Below are 26,036 nucleotides of genomic sequence, written 5' to 3' on the forward strand. Positions count from 1 at the left end.
AAGGGATAACAAATCATCAATTCGTCATCCCTTTTTGTAAAATGTTAAAACAGGCTAATTATTTAACCCATTGGGTTTCCAATAACTTCATAAAATAACCGCCAACTACACTGCGGGCCTGGAAACCCACCATCTTACCATCTTTAGTTTCATGCCAATCACTAAGCGGCACACGGGATGTGGTTTCAGTTGCAAATTTATAAACGGGGTCAACCAACGCTTTAAAATCTTTAGGATTATCAGCTAAGGAAGCCGTCCAAATAATCCAGTCAGATTTAGTGTAGGTCTTGCGGCTATCCAATGGCAAACCAAACTCGTTTTGTTTGGTTAAGTAGTAATTGATCTCCTTTTTATATACCTGCGCGGGGAATAAGTGTAAGCCCAATACTTTGTCCCATATCAGGTTATACTTTTGGCTCCAGGTATCTTTCTTTTCAAATACCAGCGAATAATGGTCGCCGGCATCGGCAAGTTTTTGCCACCTGTTAGCCATATCCACAGCAATAGCTTTATATTTTTGTGCTACCGCCTTTTGGCCTAGTTTATCAGCCATGTCTGCATAAGCACCTAAGGCTACAATTGCTTTAACTGATAAATTAGCATTCCGTGCAAGATGGCCCGCAAAATCATCGGTACACAGCTGGTTCCCCGGATCAAAGCCATTTTCGCTCAAGTAGTTAGCCCAGGTACTCAGTGTTTTCCAGTGTTTTTTTGCATAGGAGGCGTTTCCTTCTGCTTTTACAATAGCCGCGGTAAGGATTATCATATTACCTGATTCTTCAACAGGCATATTTTCGCCATAGGTTTGCCCGTTCGCCAGCGGGTACGTACCCAGGTCATGCGCCGCAAAATCACGACCCCAGGCTTTGCTGTCGCAATAAAAGAAAATCCCGTTCAACATCCCTTCCAATAATACCGGGTTATAAATAAGATACAGCGGGGCCGATGGATAAGTAACATCAACGGTGTTAATTGAGCCGTTACTGAAGTTTTCTTTTGATAAGAACAGCGTGGTTCCCTGCGGGCTTTTTAACAATTGGTGAGCCGCAATGCTTTGGCGATAACCCAATACACATAAGTCTGCATAGTTTTTTCCGCCGGCTTTAAGTGCTGCATTGTACATGCTTCTATTAAAGGCGTCGCATTTTTGCATTACAGCAGCGTAGTCAGTAGCAGCCGTGGTTAATTCCTTCTCTATGGTTGCGCCTGCAGTTTTCCACCATGGTTTTAAATTTTGCTTAAAGTATTGAACAGAGTACAGGTCATCATATCCCAGCTCAACAAATTTATCTTTTGCTGTGCCGCCAATATTACCAAAATCAAGCACTGTATTTAATACCAGCCCGCGCCCTTTGGTGACTTTGCTGCTTGTATTTATAACCTGCCCGGTGAACGAATTTACAGCATCGCTTTGCGGCGTTACATACTGTACCGCATTTTCTGCAGCCGGAGCAGCTACGTACATGTACCCCCAATCAATCCGCAAGTCATCACCTTTTTTCTGCAAAACCGGCTGTGCAACAGTACCTGCTTTAAGGATTGATAACGATTGGGTAAGGTATTTCTGCGTAGTTACCTCCTGCGCCGGTGTGTTCACGGCTATACCGGTTGATGCACCGAAATATACTTTTACCTTGTGATTTTTCCCGTCATTTGACTTTACTTTATAGCTAACGTATGAAACCGGCCTCGCGAAAATATTCAAATCATTCATCAGCAACGGCGAGGTAAATGTTACTTTCAAATCCACACCAACACATTCAAAATCATAGATGGTTTGCGTAGCATTTACCGTAACATCTTTTTGTTTAGCAAGCAATACTCCTGTTGACTTCGCTTTTGGTTCATTAGCAAGCCCCACATCAAGCCAGGCGCCACCGGCGGTGTTGGCGCAATGAATAGCCAATACATTCTTACCTTTTAGCAGTTTCTCTTTAAACTTGTCTTTAAGCGGGATCATCTTAAAATCACTGGTCCACCCCACGGTGTTGAAGATCTTTTCACCGTTCAGGTAAACTTCAATATTGTCGTCATGGTACAGTTTTAAAAATAACCTGTCTATATTCAAATCATTTAGCGTGAATGTTCTCCTCACCCAAATATCTTTACCCGCCCACAACGTCTTCGCTTGTTTCTTATCGTCAGAAAAAGGAGCTGTTCCTGTTTTCCATTTGGCATCATCAAATTTCACTTCCTGCCAATCCTTCGCAGGTTCGGTCTCTGTGTATTGGCACTTATAAGTCATCTCATCTGATGCTGGCAAAACCGTAGTAAAGGCCGGCATATCTTTCCCTAAAAAACGATAGGTGGTGTTATCCACTTTAATCATTCCTATTAACGATTGGTCTTTGCCGGTCCAGTGCCTCGTAGGGTGCGCATTTAAGCTATCCGTCATAGACCAAATGCTGAAATAAGTATTGTGCGTAATCAGCGGATACGCCGGCGCTTTTTTCACCTGGCCGTTAACTAAATTACAGGCGGAAGCCAGCAGCAATAAAGCTGTTGTAAGTTTTTTTTTCATGATGTGCAGATAATGTTTTACCGGGAAAATAAAAAATTCACAGCCGGCGGTCCACAAATATAAAGTATGAGCCGCCAACTGTGAATTAAATATTATAACTCTCTAACCCAAATATTGCGATAGCTAAGAGGTTCGCTTTTGTCGCCGTGGGCTTGTAGTTTTATTGGAGAAGGGCCATGTTTAATATATTCGGGTTTGCCAATATATTTAGTTGGGCCTTTTAATTCGAAGTTGTTTTCAACCAACACGCCGTTAAAGAATACAGTAACGTGTGCGGTTGTTTTTACAGTACCGTCTTCGTTAAAAGTTGGTGCCGTCCAAATCACATCATAAGTCTGCCATTGTCCGGGCATTCTTCCGGGGTTAGCCAAAGGAATAGCTTGCTTGTAAATACTGCCTGCCATACCGTTAACATAGGTTTTGTTGTTGTATGAATCCAAAACCTGCAATTCGTAACCGTCGTCGCCTTTTCCTATTGAAGCCAGGAAAATCCCGCTGTTACCCCGGGCCTGTCCCGAGCCTGTAATACTTGCAGGGACTTTCCACTCAATGTGTAACTGGTAATTGGTAAATTTTTGTTTGGTTTCGATGTTTCCGTAATGTTTGTTTACAGTCAGGATGTCATTTTTAACATCCCATTTAGCCGGCGACTGGTCGTCAACCTGTACCCATTGATCCAGGTTTTTACCGTCGAACAATTTTATAGCATCAGAAGGCGCATCCCTGAAGGCGCTGCCAGGTGTTACCACCTTCGGAATTGGCTCCCATATTTCGGTATCTTCAGGCTTAGCCTGTTGGGCGTGCGCCATAAAAAAGCTACCCGTTAATGCTGCAGTGAATAAAATTGAGTATTTCATTTTTTTGTTTTAATGGATTAAATTGAACCGATAAGGCTTACAGCCTGTTAACTATTTAAACATGCAATACATTCTTTACATAAGCGGCGCTTTCAGCAATGCTTACAAAAGGATCAATGTTTATATAATTTTCCTGTTCAACAATAAAATGTTTTAAACCGGCAAGTTTAGCGTGGCTCAAAATGCCCTTAAAATCAATACTGCCTTTACCTATTTCGGTATTTAAGTCAGTTTGTTTTTTATCCCTGTCCTTTATATGGCACAATGCAAAACGGCCCGGATGCTCCCTGAATAGTTTAACCGGATCCTGCCCGGCACGAACCACCCAAAATATATCCATTTCCATGTGCACCAGCTTCGGATCAGTTTCCTTCAAAATGGTGTCGTAAAAAGTAGTACCATCAATTGGTTTCCACTCAAAATTGTGGTTATGGTAACCCAGTTGCAAGCCTGATTTTTTACACAGCTCAGCGGCTTTGTTTAATTTGGCGGCAACCTCTTTAAACTGTTCAGCGCTCTTTAAAACTTCGCCGTTAATTGAAGGTACAACAACGTAGGTCATGCCGGTAGCGTTTGCCGCTTCAATATAACTTTCAAGTTCGGTAGTTTTGCCATGAACAAAGTACTCGTCCATCCCAAAATGCCCGCTTGGGGTGGTAAGGCCGTGGTCTTTCAGCAAGCTGCTGAATGATTTTGCATCCAGGCCCCAAAAGCCGCCTTGCTTTGAATAGCCAAACGTTTCAACTTCTTTATACCCTGCGGCGGCTACTTTGGCTATTACACCTTTCACATCTTTTGGCAGCTGGTCGCGCAGGCTGTACAGTTGCAAGCCTGCAACCTTTGTTCCTTTTGCTGATAATAACCGCGGCGCTATCATCAAGCCGGCAGATAGCAGCCCGGCCTGTGTTAAAAATTTTCTCCTGGTTGTCATTTGGTTGTTTATTTAGTGTAGAGTGTTTTAAATCCGGATAGTTTAATCGCCTGTTAAACGTCGCAAATTTGTATAGCCTTTTTTAACGAAGCTATTTTATCTTTCGCCTTGGGAACAAACTCCTGCCCTACGTAACCCTTAAAGCCGGTAGCAACAATTGCCTTCATTACCGCAGGGTAGTAAAGTTCCTGTGTATCATCAATTTCATGTCTTCCGGGAATCCCCCCGGTATGAAAGTGGGCGATGTATTGGTGATGATCTGTAATGTTCCTGATAATATCCCCCTCATCAATCTGCATGTGATAAATATCGTACAACAATTTAAAGTTTTCTGAACCAAGCCTTTTTGCCAGTTCAGCGCCCCATGCCGAGGTATTACACTGGTAGTCTTTATGGTCAATTTTGCTGTTCAACAATTCCATACACAAAACCACTTTATGTTTTTCGGCTAACGGAAGGAGCTGCTTTAACCCTGTTTCACAGTTTTTCCAGCCTGTTTCATTATCTTTTCCCCTTCGGCTTCCGCTAAAACAAATTAAATTGGTGTACCCATTTTTGGCCACCAGCGGAATCATCTCGGTGTATTGCTTTATTAATCTTTCGTGAAACTCGGTATCACCAAAACCATCGGTCAGGTTAATTTCGGCACCATTACACATGGGTGAATGCATCCCATGCTTTTGAAGCGTTGGCCAGTCTTTAGGGCCGCAAAGGTCAACTCCTGTAATCCCTATTTCTTTGGAAACTACACAAAGCTGATCAAGCGTAAGCTCATTATAGCACCACGGCGAAACAGAATGATTGATATTGCCCTTAAGCTTGTCAGACAGTTGTTCCTGCATCTCTTCTTTTTTAAATGATGTTAGCATACCGGTGGCTGTGATAGCTGCGGTTCCGGCGACGATATTTTTGATCGCCGATCTCCTGTTTTGTGTAAATGCCATATAATTGGTTCAGTTTAAATTTCCGTTTGTGCAGAAGGTTCCTCAATATCCAGTCCCGGTTTGGTTTGTAGCTGGTTGTTATCCCTGAAAAATATAAGGAACAGTAATAAAACAGCTGCCGCTATACTTCCAGGAATCAGCCAGATAGTTTGCCAATTATGTGTAGTAGCAGAGGTTTGCCAATGATCAACTATAGGGCCCGAGAGATAGAAACCGATCAACATCCCTACGCCGTAAGTTGCGAGTGTGATAAATCCCTGGGCGGCACTTTTAAAACGATCGCCAGCAAGGTTATCTGTATAAATTTGACCTGTAACGAAAAAGAAATCATAACATACACCATGAATAACTATACCCGCAATCAGCATCCAATAGTTATGTTCGGCATTGCCATAGGCAAAAAACACATAGCGTAAAGCCCAGGCCAGCATACCCATTGCGAGCATTTTTTTAACGCCCAGCCTTACAAAAAAGAAAGGCATGGCAACCATGAAGGCAAATTCAGAAACCTGGCCCAGCGTTTGGATCCCGGCAGCGCGTTTAACACCTACCTCGTTTAAAAACGGGTTAGTAAAATTATAGTAAAAGGCTAATGGGATACAAATAGCCACAGATGCAAGGAAAAATACCAAATAAGATTTATTTTTCAGCAAGCCAATAGAGTCCAACCCGATGATATCGCCAAGAGAAGTTTTTTGACCTTTTTTTACCGGAGGGGTGTCAGGCAAAGTAAAACTTAGTAAGCCTAACGCTACAGAGGCGATAGCCGCCATTTTAAAGGTTAAAACAAGCGTTCCGCTTTGCTCCCAGCCCAGCCAACCTATAATTACACCGGCAACGATCCAACCCAATGTACCAAAAACCCTGATCCACGGAAACTCCTTGCTTGGGTTTTGCATTTGCTTAAATGAAACAGAGTTAACCAATGCAAGTGTTGGCATATAAATTACCATGTAAGCCAATATGCCCGGGTAAAAACCATCGAATGATGGCACAGTTGTTTCGTACCATAGCAAAGCTGCACCCATCAGGTGCAAAACGCCCAGTATTTTCTGCGCCGAAAAATATTTGTCAGCAATAAGCCCGATGATGAACGGTGCGATTATAGCGCCTAAGGCCTGCGTAGCATAAGCACCGGCGTTTTGTGTGCCCGTTGCACTTAACGTTTTTGTTAGGTAAGTGCCCATAGTAACAAACCATGCCCCCCAGATAAAAAATTCCAGGAACATCATTGTAGATAACTTGATTCTGATCGTAGTGGTCATGGTTTGTTTTTGCTTAGCAATTTAATTTTTTAGGAACTTATTTTTTTAGGGATAAAATGTATTTAACGATGGTTTTGGCGTCGTTAAGCGCAAGACTAGGGTGCGGTGTCATAGGGATATCGCCCCAGTTACCTTTGCCACCTTTAATTACTTTGTCGGCCAGCATGTTGATGTTGTTATCAGTTGGCGGATATTTAGCTGCAATATCTTTAAAAGCAGGGCCAACTATTTTAACATCTTCTTTATGGCAGGTAGCGCAATCAGCCGCTGCAATTAACTTAAGTGCCGGTGCTGCGTCACCCGCGTTTTTACTTGCGCCGGTATTGTTAGCGCTTGTATCCGCATTGGGTTGCTGGGCTTTAGCTGATTGATCTGCAGTTGTTGTAGCAGAACTGTCTGTCCCGTCTCCCGATTTTGTCTTTCCTCCGCAAGCAGTAATAACTGCGCAAATAAATAGTATTGCAAAAACTTTTTTCATTGTTAGTGTACTAGTGTTTAATTTATGGTGATTAATAAATTACAATAATAATATTTTATTGTTTCTAAACAACCGCCGTTTTTAATGGTTCTGTTTTATTTTTTGACCGCATGTAAATTACAAGCCCTGCAAATGCAAAAATCAGCACTACCGGTATAATAAGCGTAGTGTTCAATACTTCGGGCCCCGCAGCAGACCTGGCTGCGTCAAAGGCCTTAGCCATATCGGTCCCCCCTGCTGCGGAACGGTAGGCATCAAGGCTAGCGCCCGAAGGGAGTTTTTGCGCCATGATCCGGTCATAGTAGCCCCCCATGAAAATCATATATATGGAAACACCGAACATGCCTGCGCCGCCCATCAAATTAAGCCCAACGGCTCCGGTACGCGGCAGGTTTTCCGCTACAAACCCGATCATACATGGCCAGAAAAAAGCGACTCCTAGTCCAAAAACAACGGCTGCAAAGTAAATGGCATCTCCATGTAAATGAATCATCAGGTAAATACCCAAAGCCGAAAGGATAGCTGAAATTAATAAAACTCCCTGTGGTGCCAGTTTATGAACAATCGGACTGGCAAAGGCCCTGCCTAAAACCTGCACGGAGGCCACAAACGTTAATATGAGGATCGCATTATCAGTAACCGTTTTAAAAAGTACGTCCGTCCACTGGTTAGTAAATAATTCAGTTATTGCGGTGCCAAACATGCAAATTATCATAAACAGGAACAACGGATTAATTAATGCTTTATACATATCTTTTGTACTCACCCCTGCAGCTACACGCTCCGTTACCGGGAATTCCAATTTAGAGAACAGAAAGCCATAAATTAAAGTAGGAATAAGCATTGCAGCTATCTCAACCTGGGAGATCCAGTAAGGTTTTGGTGATACCCCATGTGCAAGTGTTGAATCCAAACCAAAAACCAACAATGTGCCTATAACTATCCCGGCAGGAAACCAGAGGTGAAAATGATTAAGCTTAGTGGTTTTGTTATCCGTAAAAAGTGATGCTACCAGTGGATTACAGGAAGCTTCAACCGTGCCATTGGCAATACCTATCAAAAGGGTGGATAAAAATAAAGTCCAGTAACCGTTTGCGAAAATTGTAAGCAAAATACCCACAAGGTGAAACACAAATGCAGATACCAGCAACTTTTTCATACCGATAATATCAACAATAAAGCCTCCTACAATAATAGCTAATGGAAATCCCCAGAAAGCAGTGGCCGCGATTGTTCCGAGTTCTGATGCGTTGAGGTGAAATCTTACACCCTGGTCATTCAAAATACCGGCACGAATACCGAATGATAACGAGGTAACTAAAAGCGACAGGCAACTAGCCCTGAACAGTTGAGCACGGTTAATAGATTGCATTTTAATAATTTGAGGTTATAATAGTTTAGTAATTGGTTTACCGCTATGAATATATCAATTAAATACCAAGTGTTTTCCTGTTAAATGCTTCATCAGATCCTGACGCGGCAAAATCATCAAAAGCTTTATCAGTAACACGGATAATGTGGTTCTTAATAAACTCGGCCCCTTCACGCGCACCATCCTCCGGATGCTTAAGGGCACATTCCCATTCAAGTACAGCCCAGCCTTTGTAATCATATTGGGCAAGCTTGCTAAAAATACCTTTAAAATCAACCTGGCCGTCGCCCAATGAGCGGAAACGCCCTGCGCGGTCTATCCAGTTCTGGTAACCACCGTAAACGCCCTGCTTGCCGGTAGGATTAAATTCAGCATCCTTAACATGGAACATTTTTATCCGTTCGTGATAATTATCAATATACTCCAGGTAGTTCAGGCACTGCAATACAAAATGCGACGGATCATAAAGCAGGCAAGCACGTGCGTGATTGTTCACCTTATCTAAAAACATTTCGTAGGTGATCCCGTCATGCAGGTCTTCACCGGGGTGAATTTCATAACATAAATCAATGCCGCAATCTTCATAAACATTTAAAATGGGCTCCCATCGTTTAGCCAGTTCGGTAAAAGCCGTTTCAACTATACCTGCAGGCCTTTGCGGCCATGGGTAAACCATGGGCCAAAGTAATGCGCCGCTAAAAGTTACTGAAGCATCCAATCCAAGGTTTTGTGAAGCTTTAGCAGCATATTTCAGTTGCTGAACGGCCCACTCCTGCCTTGCTTTTGGGTTCTTTCTCAGGTTTTCAGGCGCAAAACCATCAAAAAGATCATCATAAACAGGATTTACAGCTACCAGCTGTCCCTGTAAGTGTGTTGAAAGTTCTGTGATCTCTAATCCGTATGATTTTATCTCGCCCTTCAGTTCTTCAGCGTAAGCTTTGCTTTCTGCTGCTTTTTGAAGGTCAATAAAACGCGGATCAAGTGTTGGCATCTGGATCCCTTTATATCCAAGCCCTGCGGCCCATTTACAAATCCCCTCCAGGCTATTAAACGGTGCCGTATCACCTATAAATTGTGCTAAAAATATTGCCGGTCCTTTAATTGTAGTCATTTTTTGTTAGTCGTTGGTAGAATCGTCATTGATCATTATATCATTGGTGGATGACGGATCAGTATTGATAATCGTTTAATTAAGTAAATGAAACAGGGTCCTTGCGTAACAGTAACGCGTAACCATTCTCAAATCATTAAATCAACATATATTCAAGAAATCCGCACATCCAAAATCCGTAGATTTAAACAATGTAATCAGTCCATTTCTCGTTACTGTTATTTGAAGCTACAACATTCTCAATAAATGCCATACCTCTTATGCCATCTTCAATTCCCGGAAAATCAAGCCATTCTGCCTTTGGCTGTTCGCCATTTAATTTAGCTTGTAATGACAGGGCAAAGTTTCTGTAAAGGTTACCGAATGCTTCCAAATAGCCTTCCGGATGGCCGCCTGGTGTACGGGTGTTGTGCACCGCATAGGTTGATTCCCTGTCGCCGTAATTTCCGCCTGCTCGTATGGTTTGCGCAGGTTTATCTATCCATTTTAAGGTAAGCGTGTTTGGTTCCTGCTGGGCCCATTCAAGGCTTCCGTTTTCGCCATAAACACGAATTTTAAGCGCATTTTCTTCGCCTGCAGCAACCTGCGATGCGGTAAGTACCCCTGTAGCCTTATCTTCAAAACGCAATAAAATAGCGCCATCGTCGTCCAGCATCCGGCCTTCAACAACTACATTTAATGAAGCGTTCAACTGGGTTATTTTTAAACCGGAGATATACTCCGCCAGGTGTGCGGCATGTGTGCCAATATCGCCCATACAACCGCTTTTACCTGATTTTGAGGGGTCCGTACGCCATGCAGCCTGTGCATTTCCTTCCCGCTCAGAAAGTTTGCTGAGCCAGCCCTGGATGTATTCCACATAAATTTTTCTCACTTTGCCCAGCGAACCGCCTTTTACAATCTGTTTTGCTTCCTTCACCATCGGGTAGCCCGAGTAGGTGTGTGTAAGTAATAACATAAGGCCGGTTTCTTCCAGTTTCTCTCTCAACTGTTTTGCCTCATCAAGGGTAAAGGTGATAGGCTTCTCAATAACCACGTTAAAACCGTGATCGAGCGCCATCATAGCCGGGGCAAAGTGGGCAAAATTTGGGGTAACTATGGTTACAAAATCCATTCTTTTATCCGCAGGCAATTTGCTTTCTGCCGTAATCATCTCCTCGTAACTGGTATAAGTCCGGTCCTCGGGTAAAAAAAGAATGCGACCGCTTTCTATAGCAGTTTCCTTGTGTATGCTTAAAGCACCACATACCAATTCAATTAAGCCATCCATGTTAGCGGCAATCCGGTGAATAGCGCCTATAAATGCGTCTTTACCCCCGCCTATCATTCCCATGCGGAGTTTCCTGTGAGCCATGTGTTGTTTTTTGAGTTTATAAAGTTGATTGAGTTAGATTAAGTTGATTGGGTTAGAATAGGCCGATTAGGCCGGATGAGCTGTATGCTATAAAAAACTTAATCAACTCATTCAACCTAATCAACCATTCAACTACCTTATCAGGTTGCCCAGGCTTTATCGCCTTTTTTGTAAGGTAAGTTACCGTCATAATGTCCCGGCACGGCAATGTAGCGCAGGGCTTTGGTAGCACCAATTTCAGAGGTAAAGTAGCCCAGCAATGTAAGCTGTTTCATCATCCTGAAATAATGGTTTGGCACTTCCGGAGCTTTGTAGTCCTTATCGCCTTTATGGCTGGCTTTATCAGCATCCGCATCTTTATCTTTTTTGGCGGTGTATTCTTTTTGCTCTTTATCCAGGTCAACAAGCAACTCTGTGCGCTGTTGTGGGGTAAGGGCCATGAACTTGTTACTGAATTTCTTCTGGCTTGCGTCGTTCAGTTTTGAAATACCTTCCAGAAAAACTTTCTGATCATCGGGGGTATAGCAATCCTGCACCATTACAGCCATAAAATGGCCAACATTGGCAGCTTTTGCACCCGGTGAGGTTGTAGTAGGTAAAATGGTATCTGCTACTTCGTTTAAAAAAGCAACATTATCAGCAACAAACAGGTCCTCAACTTTTCCGGCACCTGACTTACAGCCCGAAATAAAGAATTCGGCACCTATCACAGCACCGCCCATTAGCAGGGCAACTCTTCCTATGGCGTCTCTTCTATTCATTTTAATTAGATTTTTTTAATTGGTGATTGAATGAATCAGTGAATTAGTGGCCGGCTGGACTGTTGACTAAAATAAATCACCAATTCGCTCACTCACTAATTCACACTTATTAAATGCTCCAGCCTTCGCGGTACTGGCGTTTAACGTACTGGTTAACTGCGTCAAAGTTTGTAATCTTCATGGCATCGTTATCCCATACCAATTTTATCCTTCCGCCTTTTAGCTCATGCCCGCGAACCGCAAGATTTGCCATTAATAAAGCTTCAGTAAGCGGACCGGCCTTATCAAACGATGAACTGAGCTCAGTTTTACCATATCCGGCTATACAACCTTCAACCCATTGCGCGTAGTGTCCATCAGCCCCCCCCGGCACACGTGCCCATTTTTGCGGCGCTTTTGCTGTTTTTGTTAATGCCGTTGGCAATAAAGTGGCAGCGTCAGAATAAGTACTTGCGTACATTTTTCCTTTTGTACCTATAAACAGGGTACCGTTGCCTTGCTCGCCGCCAAAATCTTCATTAGGGCCAAGCTCTATCGGCCTTTCAGGCTGAATACCACCATCCATCCAGTGCAATGTAACATCACCCTGGGTTTTTTCGGTTTTAGGGAAAGTTAAAGTAATGTGGCTTGACGGAGGGCAGCTCTCAGGGAAGTGTCCTTCTTTAAATTCGTCAACATAAACACTACCCACACTTGCCTGTACATCCTTAGCGTAACGGATACCCAATACCCTGAACGGAGCCTCAACAAGGTGGCAACCCATATCGCCAAGTGCACCCGTTCCGTAATCCCACCAGCCGCGCCAGTTAAACGGAACCAATTTATCAACGTAATCTTTTTTAGGTGCAGTACCCAACCACAGATCCCAATCCAGTTCTTTTGGAATATTTTGCTGTGGCGGTGGCCATGCTATGCCTTGCGGCCAAACAGGGCGGTTTGTCCAGCAGTAAACGGTATGCACGTCACCAATCAGGCCGGCATCATACCATTCAGACATTTGGCGGGTACCGTCATTTGATGAACCCTGGTTACCCATTTGGGTTACAACTTTATACTTCTTTGCCGCGTCAGTCAACATCCTGGCCTCCCAAATATCGTGCGTTAAAGGCTTTTGCACGTAAACGTGTTTACCCAATTGCATTGCGTGGTAAGCTATGATAGCGTGGTTATGATCGGGCGTTGAAACAGACACTGCGTCAAAATGCTTGGAATCCTTTTCAAACATCTCCCGCCAGTCTTTATAGTACTTTGCCTTAGGGAAGTCAGAACGGCTTTTAGCCGATCTTCTATCATCCACATCGCACAAAAATGCTATTTCAGCTTTGCCGCTTTTGTAAAAGTTAGCAATATCGCTTTGCCCTTTACCTCCGGCACCTACGCCGGCAATCAGCAACCTGTCGCTTGGTGCGGTATAGCCTTTACCACCCAGCACAAAGCGGGGTACTATCATAAAGCTGGCGGCAGCTACTGTACTGGTTTTCAGAAACTCCCTCCGTGAAGGGTTTGATTTTGGTGTAGTTTCTTTTTCTTCAGCCATAGTTTTCAGTTTAGTATGTTTTTAATAGGTTTAGATGTTGTTCTTTTTTAACTGTTCAACAGCATAGTTAGCAGCGCGGGCTGTCATAGCCATATACGTTAGAGAAGGGTTTTGGCAGGCTGTTGAAGCCATTGCCGCGCCATCCGTAACAAATACGTTCTTTGCATCCCAAACCTGGTTCCACTCATTTAATACTGAAGTTTTTGGATCACGACCCATGCGGGCGGTACCCATTTCATGGATCCCACGGCCCAATACGCCTTCGCTGGTGTAGGTGTGAACATTTTTTACACCTGCTGCTTCCAGCATTTCTTTGGCATCGTTCTCCATGTCGATACGCATCTTTCGCTCGTTATCTTTAACTTCAACATCAAACGACAGTACGTTCAGTCCCCATTTATCCTTTTTGGTTTTATCAAGGGTAATTTTGTTTTCGTGGTATGGTAATGTTTCACCAAAGCCGCCTATACCCATACCCCATGTACCCGGTTCAGTCAATGCATCTTTAAATGCACCACCAATATTCATTTCGGCAATGTCACGAGCCCAGTTTTCGCGACCAGCACTACCCTGGTAGCCAAAGCCGCGGATGTAATCGCGTTTTTCACCATTAAGATTCCTATAGCGTGGTATATAGATCCCGTTAGCCCTGCGGCCAAAGTAATATTTATCTTCATAACCCTCAACAGTTCCGGAAGCCCCAACGCCTAAGTGGTGATCCATTACGTTGTGACCCAACTCGCCGCTGCTGCTTCCTAAACCATCCTGCCATATATCAGTGGCTGAATTCATTAAGATCCATGCACTGTTTAAAGCTGATGCGTTAACGAATACAATTTTAGCAAAGTACTCGTAAGTTTGGTTTGTTTCTGCATCCAACACCTCAACCCCTTTTGCTTTTTTAGTATCCTTGTCATAAAGGATCTTGGTAACTATTGACCACGGACGTACCGTTAAGTTTTTAGTGGCCATTGCAGCAGGTAATGTAGATGACTGTGTGCTGAAATACGCCCCAAACGGACATCCCAACCAACACTTGTTGCGGTACTGGCAATTGGTACGAGCCTGAAGCGGCTGCGTAATATTAGCCGTACGGCCAATAACCATGGCACGCTGATTTTTATAATGTTCCATCAAACGTTTAGAAACATCTTTTTCAACAATATTCATATCCATAGGCGGCATAAAGTCGCCGTCGGGAAGAATAGCAAGGTGATCCTTATTACCTGAGATGCCTGCAAATTTCTCTACGTAGCTGTACCATGGAGCCAGATCATTATAACGGATAGGCCAATCAACACCTATACCATCTTTTAAATTAGCTTCAAAGTCAATGTCGGCCCAGCGGTATGATTGCCTTCCCCACATTAACGAACGGCCGCCTACGTGATACCCTCTGAACCAGTCAAAGCGTTTAACTTCGGTGTAAGGGCTGTCTTTATCACTTGCCCAATAGTCGAGGTTAGTCTCATTTAACGGATAATCGCGCTTAAGAACGGGATAGTCCTTAATCATTTCCTGTGTGCGGCCTCCCCTGTGCGGGAACTCCCAGGGATCTTTGTTGGCGTTCACGTAATCTTTAATGTGCTCAATGTTCCGGCCCCGCTCTAACATGATGGTTTTTAAACCTTTTTCGGTCAGCTCTTTAGCAGCCCATCCGCCCGAGATCCCTGAACCAATGACAATGGCGTCATAAGTATTTGCAGACATATATTAATAAATAAGAGGTTAATGAATTTTATAAATTGGTTAATTGTTAAATGTATGAACAAAAAATTACTGCACAAATATTCATTGTGTTTTTTTAACACAATAATGTGTTTATTGCGTTTAAACGGCGATTTCCGGTAAATTTGTATAAATATTTCATCAATTGCAAGTTGCAAATCATCCTATATTTCTCCTTTTTTCATTTCGCTTACGGCATAGTCTGCAGCACGTGCTGTTATAGCCATGTACGTGAGCGACGGATTTTGGCATGAGGTTGACGTCATGCAAGCTCCGTCAGTAACGAAAACATTTTTACAGGCATGCACCTGGTTCCATTTATTAAGTATTGACGTCTTCGGATCGTTTCCCATACGGGCTCCCCCCATTTCATGGATATCCAATCCGGGGGCACGGTGATCTGTTTGTGGCCGGATATTTTTAAAGCCGGCAGTTGTAAACATCTCTGTTAACTGCTCTATATAATCCTTCCGCATTTTTTCGTCGTTGTCGTCGTAATCAATTGACATGTTTAACAACGGCACACCCCAGTCATCTTTTAGTTTAGCGTCAAGGCTTACATGGTTACTTTCCTTCGGGATCGTTTCGCCCATCATGTGCGAACCCACATACCAGGGGCTCAGCTCACCTTTAACCAGACCTTCTTTTAAACCCGCACCAACGCCATCATATTTATGTTGCTGGTACCTGTAGGCGCTAAAACCACCGGCATAACCACGCAGAAAATCAGTTTCCTGTTTATAAACGTTCCTGAAACGGGGGATATAGCCACTTGTTGGCGAGCGTCCATCAACTGTCCAATCTTTAAAGCCATCATATTCAGCACTGATGTTGGCAGAATAGTTGTGAAATGCAACATATTTGCCGAGCACACCACTATCATTACCGAAACCATTAGGAAAACGGCTGGATGTTGAATTTAGCAATACAAGGTTGGTATTTAAAGCCGCTGCATTTACAAATATTACCCGTGCATAATATTCAATCGTCTCTTTGGTGTTGGTATCAACAACACGAACTCCGGTAGCCTTTCCCTTTTTTTCATCATAAATAATAGACTGAACCACCGAAAAAGGACGCAGGGTCATGTTACCGGATTTTTGTGCCCAGGGAATAGTGGATGCATTGCTGCTGAAATAACCACCAAACGGGCAACCACGCTGGCAAAGGTCCCGATTTTGACACTGGGTACGCCCCTGGTCAATATGAATTTGGTTTGGTTTTGAAAGATGTGCGCAACGGGCACTAATAACATGCCTGTTTTTATAATTTTTCTTAACGTGATCACTAAAGTATTGCTCCACATCATTTAAAGGAAATCCGGGTAAAAATTCACCATCGGGAAGTTCGGGAATGCCATCCTTATTACCGGCTATGCCTGCAAATTTCTCGACATAGCTATACCATGGGGCCAGATCTTTATACCTTATTGGCCAATCAACCGCGAAACCGTCTCTTGCCGGGCCTTCAAAATCAAAATCGCTCCAGCGCTGGGTTTGGCGGGCCCACAACAATGATTTACCCCCTACCTGGTATCCCCGGATCCAGTCGAAAGGTTTTTGCTGCACATAGGGATGCTCTTTGTCCTTAACAAAAAAGTGGGCTGAATCTTCACCAAAAGCATAACAGCGGCCTGCAATTGGATTGGCTTCCAAAACCGCCGAAGGCAGTTGTCCGTGATGTTCAAATTCCCATGGAAATTTGTTGGTAGTCGGGTAATCTTTTATATGCTTTACATCCCGACCGCGTTCAAGCACCAGGGTTTTTAACCCATTACCGGTAAGCTCTTTAACAGCCCAGCCCCCACTGATGCCCGAGCCGATGACGATGGCATCAAACGTACGCTCCTTAACGCTGTCAACATTTAAATTAGCCATAGTTAAGCCGACTTAAGATTAAGTTTTTTAACCGGGTAATGAACAATGTATCGTCCGGGAACCAGTTCGTAAACTATTTGTTTGGTCATAAAGTATTGGGAAGTGGTGTAGCCAAATATGGTTTGCTGCTTTACCCCCCAGTAAAAAGCAGTTATTGGGTCAGGGCCTGTATTTTTTTGTGGTTTGGATTTGCCGCCATGCGCCTTGGGTGCACCTGCAGCATTTTTCTCAATGCCTGTAAGTATGGCTTCACGCTGTTTACTGTTCAAAGCACCAAATTCGCCGCCATGTTCTTTTTTTATCATGTCATTAAATGCAATCAGCCCGGTAACAAATGCTTCCTGCCCTTTTTTATCATAACAATCGTCAATCATTTTCAAAACAAATGCAGGCAGGTTCAGGTCTTTCGCGCCTGGCGTGTCTGTTTTTGGAATAATAGTTTCCGCAACATCTGCAATTAATTTTTGCTGGCCGGCATCAATATTAACGTGTTTTAGCTGGTAATAAACAGTACCATTAGTGTGTATGCACGACGGCAACAATACCGCCCCGCCAATTGCCAAAGCCAGATTTTTTATTACGGTACGCCGGTTCATTTAGGGTTAAATTGGTTGAGCAAAAAAATCATGTATAATTAACATTTATTAATTTAAAATGCAAATTAACAGTGGTAAAAATTACCCGGGGTATGTAATGGCTACCATTATAAAAAGCTTCCCGAATATCTCAATACACAGGAAGCCTCAAAAGATGCTGTAAGTTAAAATAATACTATTAATAACCCCATTTTTTCATCATTTGTAAATCAATTATTACACAATCAACCGGATCTTTGCCCTGATACGACTCCTGCTCAATAATAAATTGGGATGTTCCGCCTTTTTTACGGGCAGCTTTTACAAGATCCTTAATATTAATTACCCCCTGGCCAAGCACGGTACTTTCATATCCATGCCCCATTTCGCCTTTGGTGGTGGTTTTTATTTCGTCCTTTACGTGCATCAGTTCAAATCTGCCAGGATATTTATTAATCATCGTCATTGCATCGCCACCGGGCAAACCGTACATATTACCGGTATCTAATTGCTGCGCTACCAATGAAGGATCTGTATTTGTAAGAATAAAATCATACAGGTTACCATCGCCAATTTTTGTACTGAATTCAAAATCGTGGTTATGATAGCCAAATTTCATTCCCTGTGCCTTGCACAACTCGCCGCATTTGTTAAACTGATCCATAAATTTTTTCAGCCCGTCCATGTCTGTGCGCAGGCTTTCGTCAAGCCAGGGGCTTATTACATATTTTTGACCTACAGTTGCAGCATCATCAATAGTGTATTTCCACTTATCGGTAAAGTCATTTTTAGAACTGTCCCAATCCAGGGCAGTCATTACGGTGTGGCCGCTTGGCATTAGTAAAGAAAGACTGTCTAATACCTTTTTAAATTCTTTAGCTGAATAGCCGTAAAATTTGCGGTTGATATAATTAGCATGCTCAACATGCTTTATCCCTCCTTCGCTCAATTTTTTAAGGGTACCCATAGGGTCTTTTTCCATGGCATCCCGTACGCTGTAAAGCTGTACGCCTAATCTAACCAGTTTTTTAGGTTCTGCTAATAAAGCATTCGGTAATAAAGCTGCACCGGCAACAACCAATGCGCTGTTTTTTATAAACTCTCTGCGTGATGAATTCATTGTTTTTTAGGTTTTAATTTGTTGCTGTTGGAAATACTGGAAATAGCAAATTGGTATTGCTTACAAATGCCAGGTGTTTACTATCAGGCGACCAAGATGGGGTGTTAATGGTTCCCTGCCCACCATAAAGATAGGCAATAACTTTTGAAGGGCCTCCGCCTACGGGCATAATCCTTAAATAAACATGTTTATAAAACGGGTGATCGCCTGGGGCTACCTCACTCTTTAGGAAGGTAATATATTGTATCCATTTCCCGTCGGGCGAAACGTGGGGAAACCAGTTGTTATAATCATCATTGGTTAATTGTGTTTGCTCGCTGCCGTCGGCCTTCATGCGCCAAACCTGCATTAATCCGCTGCGAACAGAGTTAAAATAAATATACTTTCCGTCTGGTGAGTATTCAGGTCCGTCATCAAGCCCTGGTGTATTGGTTAGCCTTTCTTCGGGACCGCCTGCAGCCGGTATCCGGTAAACATCATACTCGTTATTCCTGTTGCCACAAAATACAATATACTTACCGTCAGGCGACCAGCCATGCATATATGAGGGGCCAATTTCGTTCAGCCGGCGCGGCTCTCCACCTTTGGTTGACACTACCCAGCCAATAGAATTCCCAGTTTTATCAGCGCTACTTATAGCTAACCATTTGCCATCAAAAGATAACACGTGGTCGTTATTGTTATTTTTAGCAGAACCGGTATTAAACACTGTTGGCTTATTTGTCTTTAAATTGAATGTGTAGAGCAAGCCTTCACTGTTATAAAGCAATTTATCCACATCCGGCATCCAGTTGGGTGCCTGCAGGGATTTTGGCGACTGGTAAACTATGCGGCTGTTCTGTGTTTCTAAATTAAGAATTTCAATATCGCTGCCTAAATATTGCTTATATGGAACAAGACTTACCGGTGCGGGTACAACTATCCGGGTATTGTTAAATACTGCTTTTTCGGTAACATTGGCATTGTGCGAACAAATGAAAATACCCACATATACCTCGTCGCCCAAATCGATATCACTTATCGCTTCTTCCACAAAAAGATCGCCTTTGCGGGCTACCGACATGGTATATTTATTACCTCGTCGCTCCAACTGGATCACATCCGCATGCGTAAGGGCAGACTTCATTTCTTCAGTTTCGCCGCCAACGGTTTTACGAAATTGAAGCGAGGTTAAGCCATCGCCATGCACTACGGCGTTTACATGCCTGGAATTTGAATCAAGCGAGTTGCGTACCATTAATCCAACTTTACGGTGAGCTTCAACGCCCTTACCGACAAATGCTGCATTGGTGCGTAAAATAAAGTCGCCTTTCAAGCGCTTCCATACAAAATGAAAAGCATCTGATTTGGCCCAGATATTGGCGCCTGAACCGGATAGATTATAAACCTGCTGATTGGGATCGTAAGCAGCGCTGCCTTTATGTTTTACAATCCCTACATCGCCCTGCCCATCAAAAATGCCTAAAGCTGATTTTTGGGCGCTTGCGTATTGCGATGAAAAAGTACAAGCCAAAAGAAAAACAGAAAAGTAAAACACTTTTAGTCTCATTGGTTATTTAGGATTAAATTACATTAATTGGTTTACTAAGTTAAAAATCCATTTGTAATTGATGTAATACTTTTTTAACAATCGCCTACTTTTTCAAAAAACAAATAATATTGTTATATCCTGTACTGTAAAACAGCAAAAGCCCCTCATAAAGGGGCTTCGCATTGAAATTTAATATTTTTTTACGGATCAATCTGTCACCAAAACACTCTTTGGCGGTGATACATATTCTTGTTTGTCATCAATAACCACTTTGCAATGGTCCGCATAAAATTCCTTTTTCGAATCGCGGTATGAGCTAACTGCCCCAATGATGCTTAAAAATTTTATGTAGTAAAATGCCATATCAACCTGGTAAGGCTTAAAACCTGAACGGGCGCTTTTAGGATAAAGGTGGTGATTATTGTGCCACTCGCCGGCAACATATCCGGGCCAGATCTGGTTTATTGACATATCATTCCGATTGTAATCTACCCCTTCCCTTCGCTTATCCTCGCCCTTACCGTGGCCTTCAAAGTTAAAAGTACGCACACCAACGGCCCAGATACCAGCCGAACCAAACACGGCGCAAGCCAAAGCAGGGCCTCCCATTAAATAAAACGCTGCGAACCAAAAACCCCAGTTCAAAATAATACCGGTAATGGTGCGAAGCGGGCTCACTAAAGTGCCCCATTTTTGATATTGCTTATAGCTATTGGTGGTAACCCCCGTGTGCTTCATTAAATTAACACACTTAGCGTAATCCTTTTCGCTCATGCTGCGATTTATTGGCTGATGGTTTACATCGGCAAGGAAACAGTACAGGAAACCGCCCTGTGCGTTATACGGATCGCCCGGCTGATCAGATAACGCATGATGCACGTGGTGTGAAACCGCGTAAATTTCTTCAGGGATTATTTTAAGCGTAAGGTTTTGTGTTACAAACCGCCAAAAATTGTTTTTGAATTTATATGCACCATGGGTACAATAGCGGTGGTGCCATATAGTGCCATGGGTACCCATAATTATCATGCTGTAAACAAAGGCCACAACCAGGCCGGTTATTGAAAAGTACTTAAAAATGAATAAGCCTAAAAAAGGTGTTAAAAACACGATCAGCATCCAGCTTAAAAACGATAACCAGTTCTTTTTTGATTTAAACACGTTAAGCCTTGAAAAGAATTCCTTTAAAATTTGACCATTTGTAGGCTTCGAAAGTTCGCCAAATTGGTCTTTCCACCCGTACGCAGGTGGTTCAAGCACTGTGTTTAAAAAAGCCATTATTACTGAGGGAAAAAGAGTTTGTTTATATTTGTTACACTAATAGAACATCGTAAAGTAGGTATTATTTCATTACCGGAAGCAATTAAAACACAACCGTAATGAATAGGTAACACAAAAGCGAGGCTGCAATTGTCATGAAAATGTCTGTAAAAGTGCCTTGGCGATATCGTGAGGTATGATTTGAGAAGTTTTTAAATTATTTTACAAACAGGAAAATATCTATCAAAAAAAATAAATTATTTTATATTAATTAAACATAGGCTTGTATTAAAGGCAGGTTGAAGTAAAAAGTGCTGCCTTTGCCAACAGCTGATCTCACAGCCAATTTCCCGCCATTTAGCTCAACAAGTTCCTTACATAATAACAGTCCTATCCCCGTGCCGCTTTCTCCCGAAGTACCGGAATGGGAGAAGTGGGTATTGATTGAAAACAACCGTTCAATTTCATTAAGGTTCATTCCTTTGCCTGTGTCACTGATACTGATGATTATGGTGTTATTTTCAAATTGGGTGGCCAGGGTAATGTTACCGTTGTTGCCGGTAAACTTTATCGCATTGCTTACCAGGTTACGTAAAATAACTTTTATATGGTTCTCATCTGCCAATACTGCCCGCCCGGCGTACGCATTATTAACAAAGCTGATACTTTTTATTTGCAGCTGGTGCATAAAGGTTTGTTCCATTTCAACTCCCAGTAAAAACACATCAACATTGGTTGAGTTTATATTCCTTCCTTTTATCTGGCTCCCCGCCCACTCTGTAAGGTTTAAGAGTGTTAACTCCGCCCCTTTTATAACCGGGCCTATTTCTATCATTAAATCGCTTACTTCAGCAGCTGTTAAGTAACCATCATTAAACATCTCAATAATATTACCCATATTGGCAACAGGCGTGCGCAAATCGTGACCTATCACTGTAAGCAATTTGTCCTTAAGCCCGTTAACAGATTGCAAATTAGCGGCTTGTACCTCAATCAGTTCTTTTTGAGCCGACAAAGCGCTGTGTTGTTTTCTAAGCTTATTACTTAATAAATTCTTCTGTTTATAAAGATAAAACGTAACGAACAGCACTGACACCAAAACCAGCAATGAAAGCAATAATATTAGGATCAACCTGTTTTGGGCCTTTATTTTCGACTTATTTTCCCTGTCACTGATCTCCATTAACTTGATATCATTAAGTTTTGAATTGAGTGTATGGTAGTTTTGGATCAACCTGACGGTTTTTTGCCTGGCAAGCGCAGTTACGCTATCGCTAATACCGGCGTATCTTTTCTGATAAATCAACGCGCTCCGCAAATCATTTTTCAGCTCATAGCTTCCCACTAAAACCTTATATCCTTCTTTTTCAGCATCGAAAACCCCAATACTATCCGCGAGGCTCACCCCTCTTTTTGCGTAGCTAATTGCAAGATCATATTTATTAAGTTCCTTATAAACCACAGCATATTCCGTATATAATTTAGCCCTTAAACGGTTGTTAAGCATTACTTTGCTCATCACATATGAAATACTATCATGTTTAAGCGCTGAAGGATAGTCCTTTTTTAACCTGTAAATTGTACCTAAGCGGGCATATAATACCGCTATGTTACCCGTTGCATTAATTTTTGAGTTTAATTGCAGGGCATACCGGGCATCAGCAATGGCTTTATTATAGTTTTTAAGGGCACAATAAACGTAGGCCTTTTCGCTAAAAACTTCGGCAAGGCGGCCACTGTCTTTACCGGACAGGCGTAACGCTTTGTCTAAATTGACGATCGCCTCGTTGTAATTACCCAAATCTGCATAGGTACGGCCAAGTGCATTAAAACAATCGGAAAGATAAAGGGGCCTGGTTACCGGCAAATGATTAATTGCCGAGTTAAGATAAAATAAACTAACCGTATAATAAGATTGCGACCAGTAGATAAGCCCTATATTATAAAAACTGCGGCCTTTCCCTAATTCATATTCTACTTTTTGAGAACGTAAAAGCGCATCTTCTGCCAATTTACGTGCGGCATCCGGAGTTGTAAGATATATATTGTAGGCTGTGTTATTTAAGCTATCTATCTGTGTATATTCTGCGGTCGTATCGGCACTCCGTGATCGGCCACCTGCCGCCATTTGAGCAACGGATATTTTGAATATCAACAGCAGTGATAACGATAGTATAAAAACCCTCATGGCGGATTAATACGATTGATGCTGCCTAAAAGTTGTTGTGGAAAAAGTTTAAAAAACGGCAAAAGGTACAAATTTTTTCAACTATTAACATAGTGGATAATATTAATTTTTCAAGTTAAATTTATAATCAAAATTTAACCTCAACTAAATAAATCGCCATAGCGATACAGCAATTAAAATATGGTGTATAACTGCTTTAGCAAAAAACAGCACTAAATAAACCGGTCTGTTTTTATTTTTTGAATTTGGCTGCACTTGTTTTATATTGGCAGAAACCAATATAATGTGAAATACTACTCTTTCTTAGTTATAAGCCTGTTTTATGTATGCAATTGTTTTGCACAGGATACTGTTAACAAAAAAAACTGGTTAACGGGTTCGGTCATTGAGCGGTACAAGGTTTTAAAAACAGATGAAAAAACCAAAGTTGGTGCTTACACGGCGTTTTATAAACGCAGAACATTAATAGCCAGTGGCAATTATAGTAAAGGTGTACGCAGCGGCATCTGGACTTTTTATGATGAAGAAGGAAGGCTAAATGAAAAATACGATTTCGACAAAAGCGAGTTTCTTTTCCTGGCACCGCTTGATACAGCAACTGACATCCAGTTTAAATTTGATGGGGAGATAAAGGTTACAGACAGGCTTACCCGACCGCTTAAGCCAGGCGGAATTTACTATGGCTTTATTCCATTTGTAAACGCATTTAAAGTTCCGTTTGATACGGAAGGCGTTAATATGAATTATTTTGATGCTTTTGTTGAACTATTGGTAAGCCCGGGCGGCAGGCTTGCAGATTACAAGGTACACCTGGTATCACGAGCGTATCAATACACCCAAACTATAAGTTTGTCCCTTGCGCTTTTTAGCGAAGAAAATAAACAATTTGTGCCGGCAACTTTAAACCGGCAACCTATTTTATCGCGTATTTTTATCCGTTGCTCTGTTGAAAGCGACGGCAGTCTGGATTTTTACTAGCTGGTCATTCCCGCAATTAAAACGGATATTCAGCCATTATGCCTGAACTATCAACTTAAACTAACTGAATTCGTCACATTTTTCTTCACCTTAATCACATTTATTTTAAAAACGGCTAAGTGCGTGGTATGCTTGTATCATGAAATTCAGGAACATAGAAATCTGCATTGCAACTGTTTTATTATTGATAGCCATTTATAGCCTATTTGGCTCAGTTAACGGCTATTGGACCGGACGCTATTCGGAAAACGCCTGGGGTATGGCCCGTTTCAGGGAGAAGGGGCTCCATTTCAATTTCTTCGTAAACTATATGCTTCCATTTATCATAGTATATGTAACTGTGTATGCCTCATTTATTTGGGTGGCCTGCTCCCTGCCTAACAAATTTATCACTGCGCAAAAGTGGTACAATGCTTTTTTAACCATTATTGCGGGCATAATGGTTACCTGGGGGCTTTTTGTTTTAAAAGACTGCCTTGACAGGCCTTACGACGACAATGTACTGCCTGACTCGCTATTCAGGGAATTAGGTGTAGCCGTTGCCGTAAACGCGGCAATAGTAGGGTACGTAATTTTTAAACAATTTGTATTTTGGGCATTAACACTGAAACAGGCAAAGTCTTCCTGGAAAACTAATACTATTGTTACCGATATTATTTGGTTTTTATTACTATGGGGAATTGCCATGTTTGGCATTGCTGTTTTTGAGCCTTATTGGGGGTTTGCTTTCTTCCTCGCGCTCATTATCCCCTGCTGTTTTATAATCTACCTTGTTTGTTTTTATCACATTATTCCAAAATATTACCAGCAGAACGAAAACGGGCCATTTTGGTTAATGATCGTGTTGATCTCGCTGGCTATCAACATTCCCTTCAATGGAGCTTATTCTGCCAGAGCGTCATACTCAGGGCTAAGTTTTGTAGTGCTATTTTCCTTTATCTGGATGATACAGATTGCTGTAATCGTTCCGATAAGCCTGTATTTGTATAAAGTAAAACGAGAAAGAAGTGCTGAACTTAATAACCTAAAAACAGAACTGGGTACATCAAATGCGGGGCTGCAATTTTTACGTTCGCAGATCAATCCGCATTTCTTATTTAATGCCCTCAATACCCTTTACGGTACAGCGTTGATGGAAAATGCAGAAAAAACAGGTGAGGGCATCCAGAAGTTGGGCGATATGATGCGTTTTATGCTGCATGAAAACAACCAGGATAAGATAGCATTGAGCCGCGAGATCAGCTACCTGCACAATTATATCGACCTGCAAAACCTCCGGATAGCTTCATCGCCCAATATAAATATTGAAGTGAGTATTGAGAATATTGCAGGCTATGATGAGATCGCACCTATGCTGCTGATCCCGTTTGTTGAAAATGCTTATAAGCATGGCATTAGCCTGAAAGCCAAATCATGGATAATTGTCAACCTGTTTAAAAAAGGTAATATGCTGCACCTTGATGTACACAACAGTATTCATCCCCCAAAAGAAAACGATCCGGAGCGCCATCACTCCGGCACCGGCCTTGAAAATGTAAAACAACGGCTGGCGCTACTTTATCCCGGCAAACATGAACTGGTTATCCGGCAAAATACGCAGGAGTTTTTTATCCATCTTTCCCTAACACTATCTGTCCAAAAATATTAG

Annotated in this window: 20 protein-coding genes; 2 read left to right on the forward strand and 18 right to left on the reverse strand. The window is 42.3% G+C overall.

Annotated features, from left to right (window positions below; translation table 11 throughout):
- Positions 1-58: 58 nt before the first annotated feature.
- The 18 genes from MuYL_RS15485 to MuYL_RS15570 all read right to left on the reverse strand — a co-directional run bounded on the left by MuYL_RS15485 (position 59) and on the right by MuYL_RS15570 (position 23,410).
- Positions 59-2,521 carry a glutaminase family protein gene (locus MuYL_RS15485; RefSeq protein ID WP_094572969.1) on the reverse strand — a complete coding sequence of 821 codons (2,463 nt, stop codon included), beginning with the start codon at positions 2,519-2,521 and terminating at the stop codon, positions 59-61.
- A gap of 92 nt (positions 2,522-2,613) precedes the next feature.
- Entirely contained in the window at positions 2,614-3,378 is a 765-nt protein-coding gene (locus MuYL_RS15490; protein ID WP_094571434.1) for a 3-keto-disaccharide hydrolase, read from the reverse strand.
- A gap of 55 nt (positions 3,379-3,433) precedes the next feature.
- A complete protein-coding gene (locus MuYL_RS15495) occupies positions 3,434-4,309 on the reverse strand; it encodes a sugar phosphate isomerase/epimerase family protein (protein WP_094571435.1) in 876 nt (291 codons plus the stop codon).
- Positions 4,310-4,362: 53 nt separating this feature from the next.
- Entirely contained in the window at positions 4,363-5,253 is an 891-nt protein-coding gene (locus MuYL_RS15500; protein WP_094571436.1) for a hydroxypyruvate isomerase family protein, read from the reverse strand.
- 14 nt (positions 5,254-5,267) lie between these two features.
- Positions 5,268-6,518, reverse strand: coding sequence for a nucleoside permease (locus MuYL_RS15505; protein ID WP_094571437.1), 1,251 nt, complete (start codon positions 6,516-6,518; stop codon positions 5,268-5,270).
- A 37-nt stretch (positions 6,519-6,555) separates the two neighbouring features.
- Positions 6,556-6,996 carry a c-type cytochrome gene (locus tag MuYL_RS15510; protein ID WP_094571438.1) on the reverse strand — a complete coding sequence of 147 codons (441 nt, stop codon included), beginning with the start codon at positions 6,994-6,996 and terminating at the stop codon, positions 6,556-6,558.
- A gap of 64 nt (positions 6,997-7,060) precedes the next feature.
- Entirely contained in the window at positions 7,061-8,368 is a 1,308-nt protein-coding gene (locus MuYL_RS15515) for an MFS transporter (RefSeq protein ID WP_094571439.1), read from the reverse strand.
- 58 nt (positions 8,369-8,426) lie between these two features.
- On the reverse strand, positions 8,427-9,479 hold the full coding sequence (locus MuYL_RS15520; RefSeq protein ID WP_094571440.1) for a sugar phosphate isomerase/epimerase family protein: 1,053 nt from the start codon (positions 9,477-9,479) through the stop codon (positions 8,427-8,429).
- A gap of 184 nt (positions 9,480-9,663) precedes the next feature.
- On the reverse strand, positions 9,664-10,833 hold the full coding sequence (locus MuYL_RS15525; RefSeq protein ID WP_211710157.1) for a Gfo/Idh/MocA family protein: 1,170 nt from the start codon (positions 10,831-10,833) through the stop codon (positions 9,664-9,666).
- Positions 10,834-10,973: 140 nt separating this feature from the next.
- Entirely contained in the window at positions 10,974-11,594 is a 621-nt protein-coding gene (locus tag MuYL_RS15530; RefSeq protein ID WP_094571441.1) for a gluconate 2-dehydrogenase subunit 3 family protein, read from the reverse strand.
- A 109-nt stretch (positions 11,595-11,703) separates the two neighbouring features.
- On the reverse strand, positions 11,704-13,131 hold the full coding sequence (locus MuYL_RS15535; protein ID WP_094571442.1) for a Gfo/Idh/MocA family protein: 1,428 nt from the start codon (positions 13,129-13,131) through the stop codon (positions 11,704-11,706).
- Positions 13,132-13,161: 30 nt separating this feature from the next.
- The gene (locus MuYL_RS15540) at positions 13,162-14,841 is read right to left on the reverse strand and encodes a GMC oxidoreductase (protein WP_094571443.1); all 1,680 of its coding nucleotides are present in this window, start codon (positions 14,839-14,841) and stop codon (positions 13,162-13,164) included.
- Positions 14,842-15,023: 182 nt separating this feature from the next.
- Positions 15,024-16,736 carry a GMC oxidoreductase gene (locus MuYL_RS15545; protein WP_094571444.1) on the reverse strand — a complete coding sequence of 571 codons (1,713 nt, stop codon included), beginning with the start codon at positions 16,734-16,736 and terminating at the stop codon, positions 15,024-15,026.
- A gap of 2 nt (positions 16,737-16,738) precedes the next feature.
- Positions 16,739-17,332, reverse strand: a complete 594-nt coding sequence (locus tag MuYL_RS15550) for a gluconate 2-dehydrogenase subunit 3 family protein (RefSeq protein WP_094571445.1) — start codon at positions 17,330-17,332, stop codon at positions 16,739-16,741.
- Between the two features lie 178 nt (positions 17,333-17,510).
- Positions 17,511-18,431, reverse strand: coding sequence for a sugar phosphate isomerase/epimerase family protein (locus MuYL_RS15555; RefSeq protein ID WP_094571446.1), 921 nt, complete (start codon positions 18,429-18,431; stop codon positions 17,511-17,513).
- A 13-nt stretch (positions 18,432-18,444) separates the two neighbouring features.
- Positions 18,445-19,980 carry a TolB family protein gene (locus tag MuYL_RS15560; protein WP_094571447.1) on the reverse strand — a complete coding sequence of 512 codons (1,536 nt, stop codon included), beginning with the start codon at positions 19,978-19,980 and terminating at the stop codon, positions 18,445-18,447.
- Positions 19,981-20,169: 189 nt separating this feature from the next.
- On the reverse strand, positions 20,170-21,240 hold the full coding sequence (locus MuYL_RS15565; protein ID WP_094571448.1) for a fatty acid desaturase: 1,071 nt from the start codon (positions 21,238-21,240) through the stop codon (positions 20,170-20,172).
- A gap of 253 nt (positions 21,241-21,493) precedes the next feature.
- On the reverse strand, positions 21,494-23,410 hold the full coding sequence (locus MuYL_RS15570) for a tetratricopeptide repeat-containing sensor histidine kinase (protein WP_094571449.1): 1,917 nt from the start codon (positions 23,408-23,410) through the stop codon (positions 21,494-21,496).
- Positions 23,411-23,695: 285 nt separating this feature from the next.
- On the opposite strand from MuYL_RS15570, the gene MuYL_RS15575 reads away from it, so the two are divergent.
- Both MuYL_RS15575 and MuYL_RS15580 read left to right on the forward strand, forming a co-directional pair.
- Positions 23,696-24,388, forward strand: coding sequence for a toxin-antitoxin system YwqK family antitoxin (locus MuYL_RS15575; protein WP_157740879.1), 693 nt, complete (start codon positions 23,696-23,698; stop codon positions 24,386-24,388).
- A gap of 139 nt (positions 24,389-24,527) precedes the next feature.
- Positions 24,528-26,036 carry a sensor histidine kinase gene (locus MuYL_RS15580; protein ID WP_211710160.1) on the forward strand — a complete coding sequence of 503 codons (1,509 nt, stop codon included), beginning with the start codon at positions 24,528-24,530 and terminating at the stop codon, positions 26,034-26,036.

It is taken from the genome of Mucilaginibacter xinganensis (assembly GCF_002257585.1).
GTDB classification, from domain to species: domain Bacteria; phylum Bacteroidota; class Bacteroidia; order Sphingobacteriales; family Sphingobacteriaceae; genus Mucilaginibacter; species Mucilaginibacter xinganensis.

Coding starts and splice junctions, on each gene's coding strand:
- MuYL_RS15485 (WP_094572969.1), bottom strand. CDS start 2,521: ATGAAAAAAAAACTTACAACAGCTTTATTGCTGCTGGCTTCCGCCTGT.
- MuYL_RS15490 (WP_094571434.1), bottom strand. CDS start 3,378: ATGAAATACTCAATTTTATTCACTGCAGCATTAACGGGTAGCTTTTTT.
- MuYL_RS15495 (WP_094571435.1), bottom strand. CDS start 4,309: ATGACAACCAGGAGAAAATTTTTAACACAGGCCGGGCTGCTATCTGCC.
- MuYL_RS15500 (WP_094571436.1), bottom strand. CDS start 5,253: ATGGCATTTACACAAAACAGGAGATCGGCGATCAAAAATATCGTCGCC.
- MuYL_RS15505 (WP_094571437.1), bottom strand. CDS start 6,518: ATGACCACTACGATCAGAATCAAGTTATCTACAATGATGTTCCTGGAA.
- MuYL_RS15510 (WP_094571438.1), bottom strand. CDS start 6,996: ATGAAAAAAGTTTTTGCAATACTATTTATTTGCGCAGTTATTACTGCT.
- MuYL_RS15515 (WP_094571439.1), bottom strand. CDS start 8,368: ATGCAATCTATTAACCGTGCTCAACTGTTCAGGGCTAGTTGCCTGTCG.
- MuYL_RS15520 (WP_094571440.1), bottom strand. CDS start 9,479: ATGACTACAATTAAAGGACCGGCAATATTTTTAGCACAATTTATAGGT.
- MuYL_RS15525 (WP_211710157.1), bottom strand. CDS start 10,833: ATGGCTCACAGGAAACTCCGCATGGGAATGATAGGCGGGGGTAAAGAC.
- MuYL_RS15530 (WP_094571441.1), bottom strand. CDS start 11,594: ATGAATAGAAGAGACGCCATAGGAAGAGTTGCCCTGCTAATGGGCGGT.
- MuYL_RS15535 (WP_094571442.1), bottom strand. CDS start 13,131: ATGGCTGAAGAAAAAGAAACTACACCAAAATCAAACCCTTCACGGAGG.
- MuYL_RS15540 (WP_094571443.1), bottom strand. CDS start 14,841: ATGTCTGCAAATACTTATGACGCCATTGTCATTGGTTCAGGGATCTCG.
- MuYL_RS15545 (WP_094571444.1), bottom strand. CDS start 16,736: ATGGCTAATTTAAATGTTGACAGCGTTAAGGAGCGTACGTTTGATGCC.
- MuYL_RS15550 (WP_094571445.1), bottom strand. CDS start 17,332: ATGAACCGGCGTACCGTAATAAAAAATCTGGCTTTGGCAATTGGCGGG.
- MuYL_RS15555 (WP_094571446.1), bottom strand. CDS start 18,431: ATGAATTCATCACGCAGAGAGTTTATAAAAAACAGCGCATTGGTTGTT.
- MuYL_RS15560 (WP_094571447.1), bottom strand. CDS start 19,980: ATGAGACTAAAAGTGTTTTACTTTTCTGTTTTTCTTTTGGCTTGTACT.
- MuYL_RS15565 (WP_094571448.1), bottom strand. CDS start 21,240: ATGGCTTTTTTAAACACAGTGCTTGAACCACCTGCGTACGGGTGGAAA.
- MuYL_RS15570 (WP_094571449.1), bottom strand. CDS start 23,410: ATGAGGGTTTTTATACTATCGTTATCACTGCTGTTGATATTCAAAATA.
- MuYL_RS15580 (WP_211710160.1), top strand. CDS start 24,528: ATGAAATTCAGGAACATAGAAATCTGCATTGCAACTGTTTTATTATTG.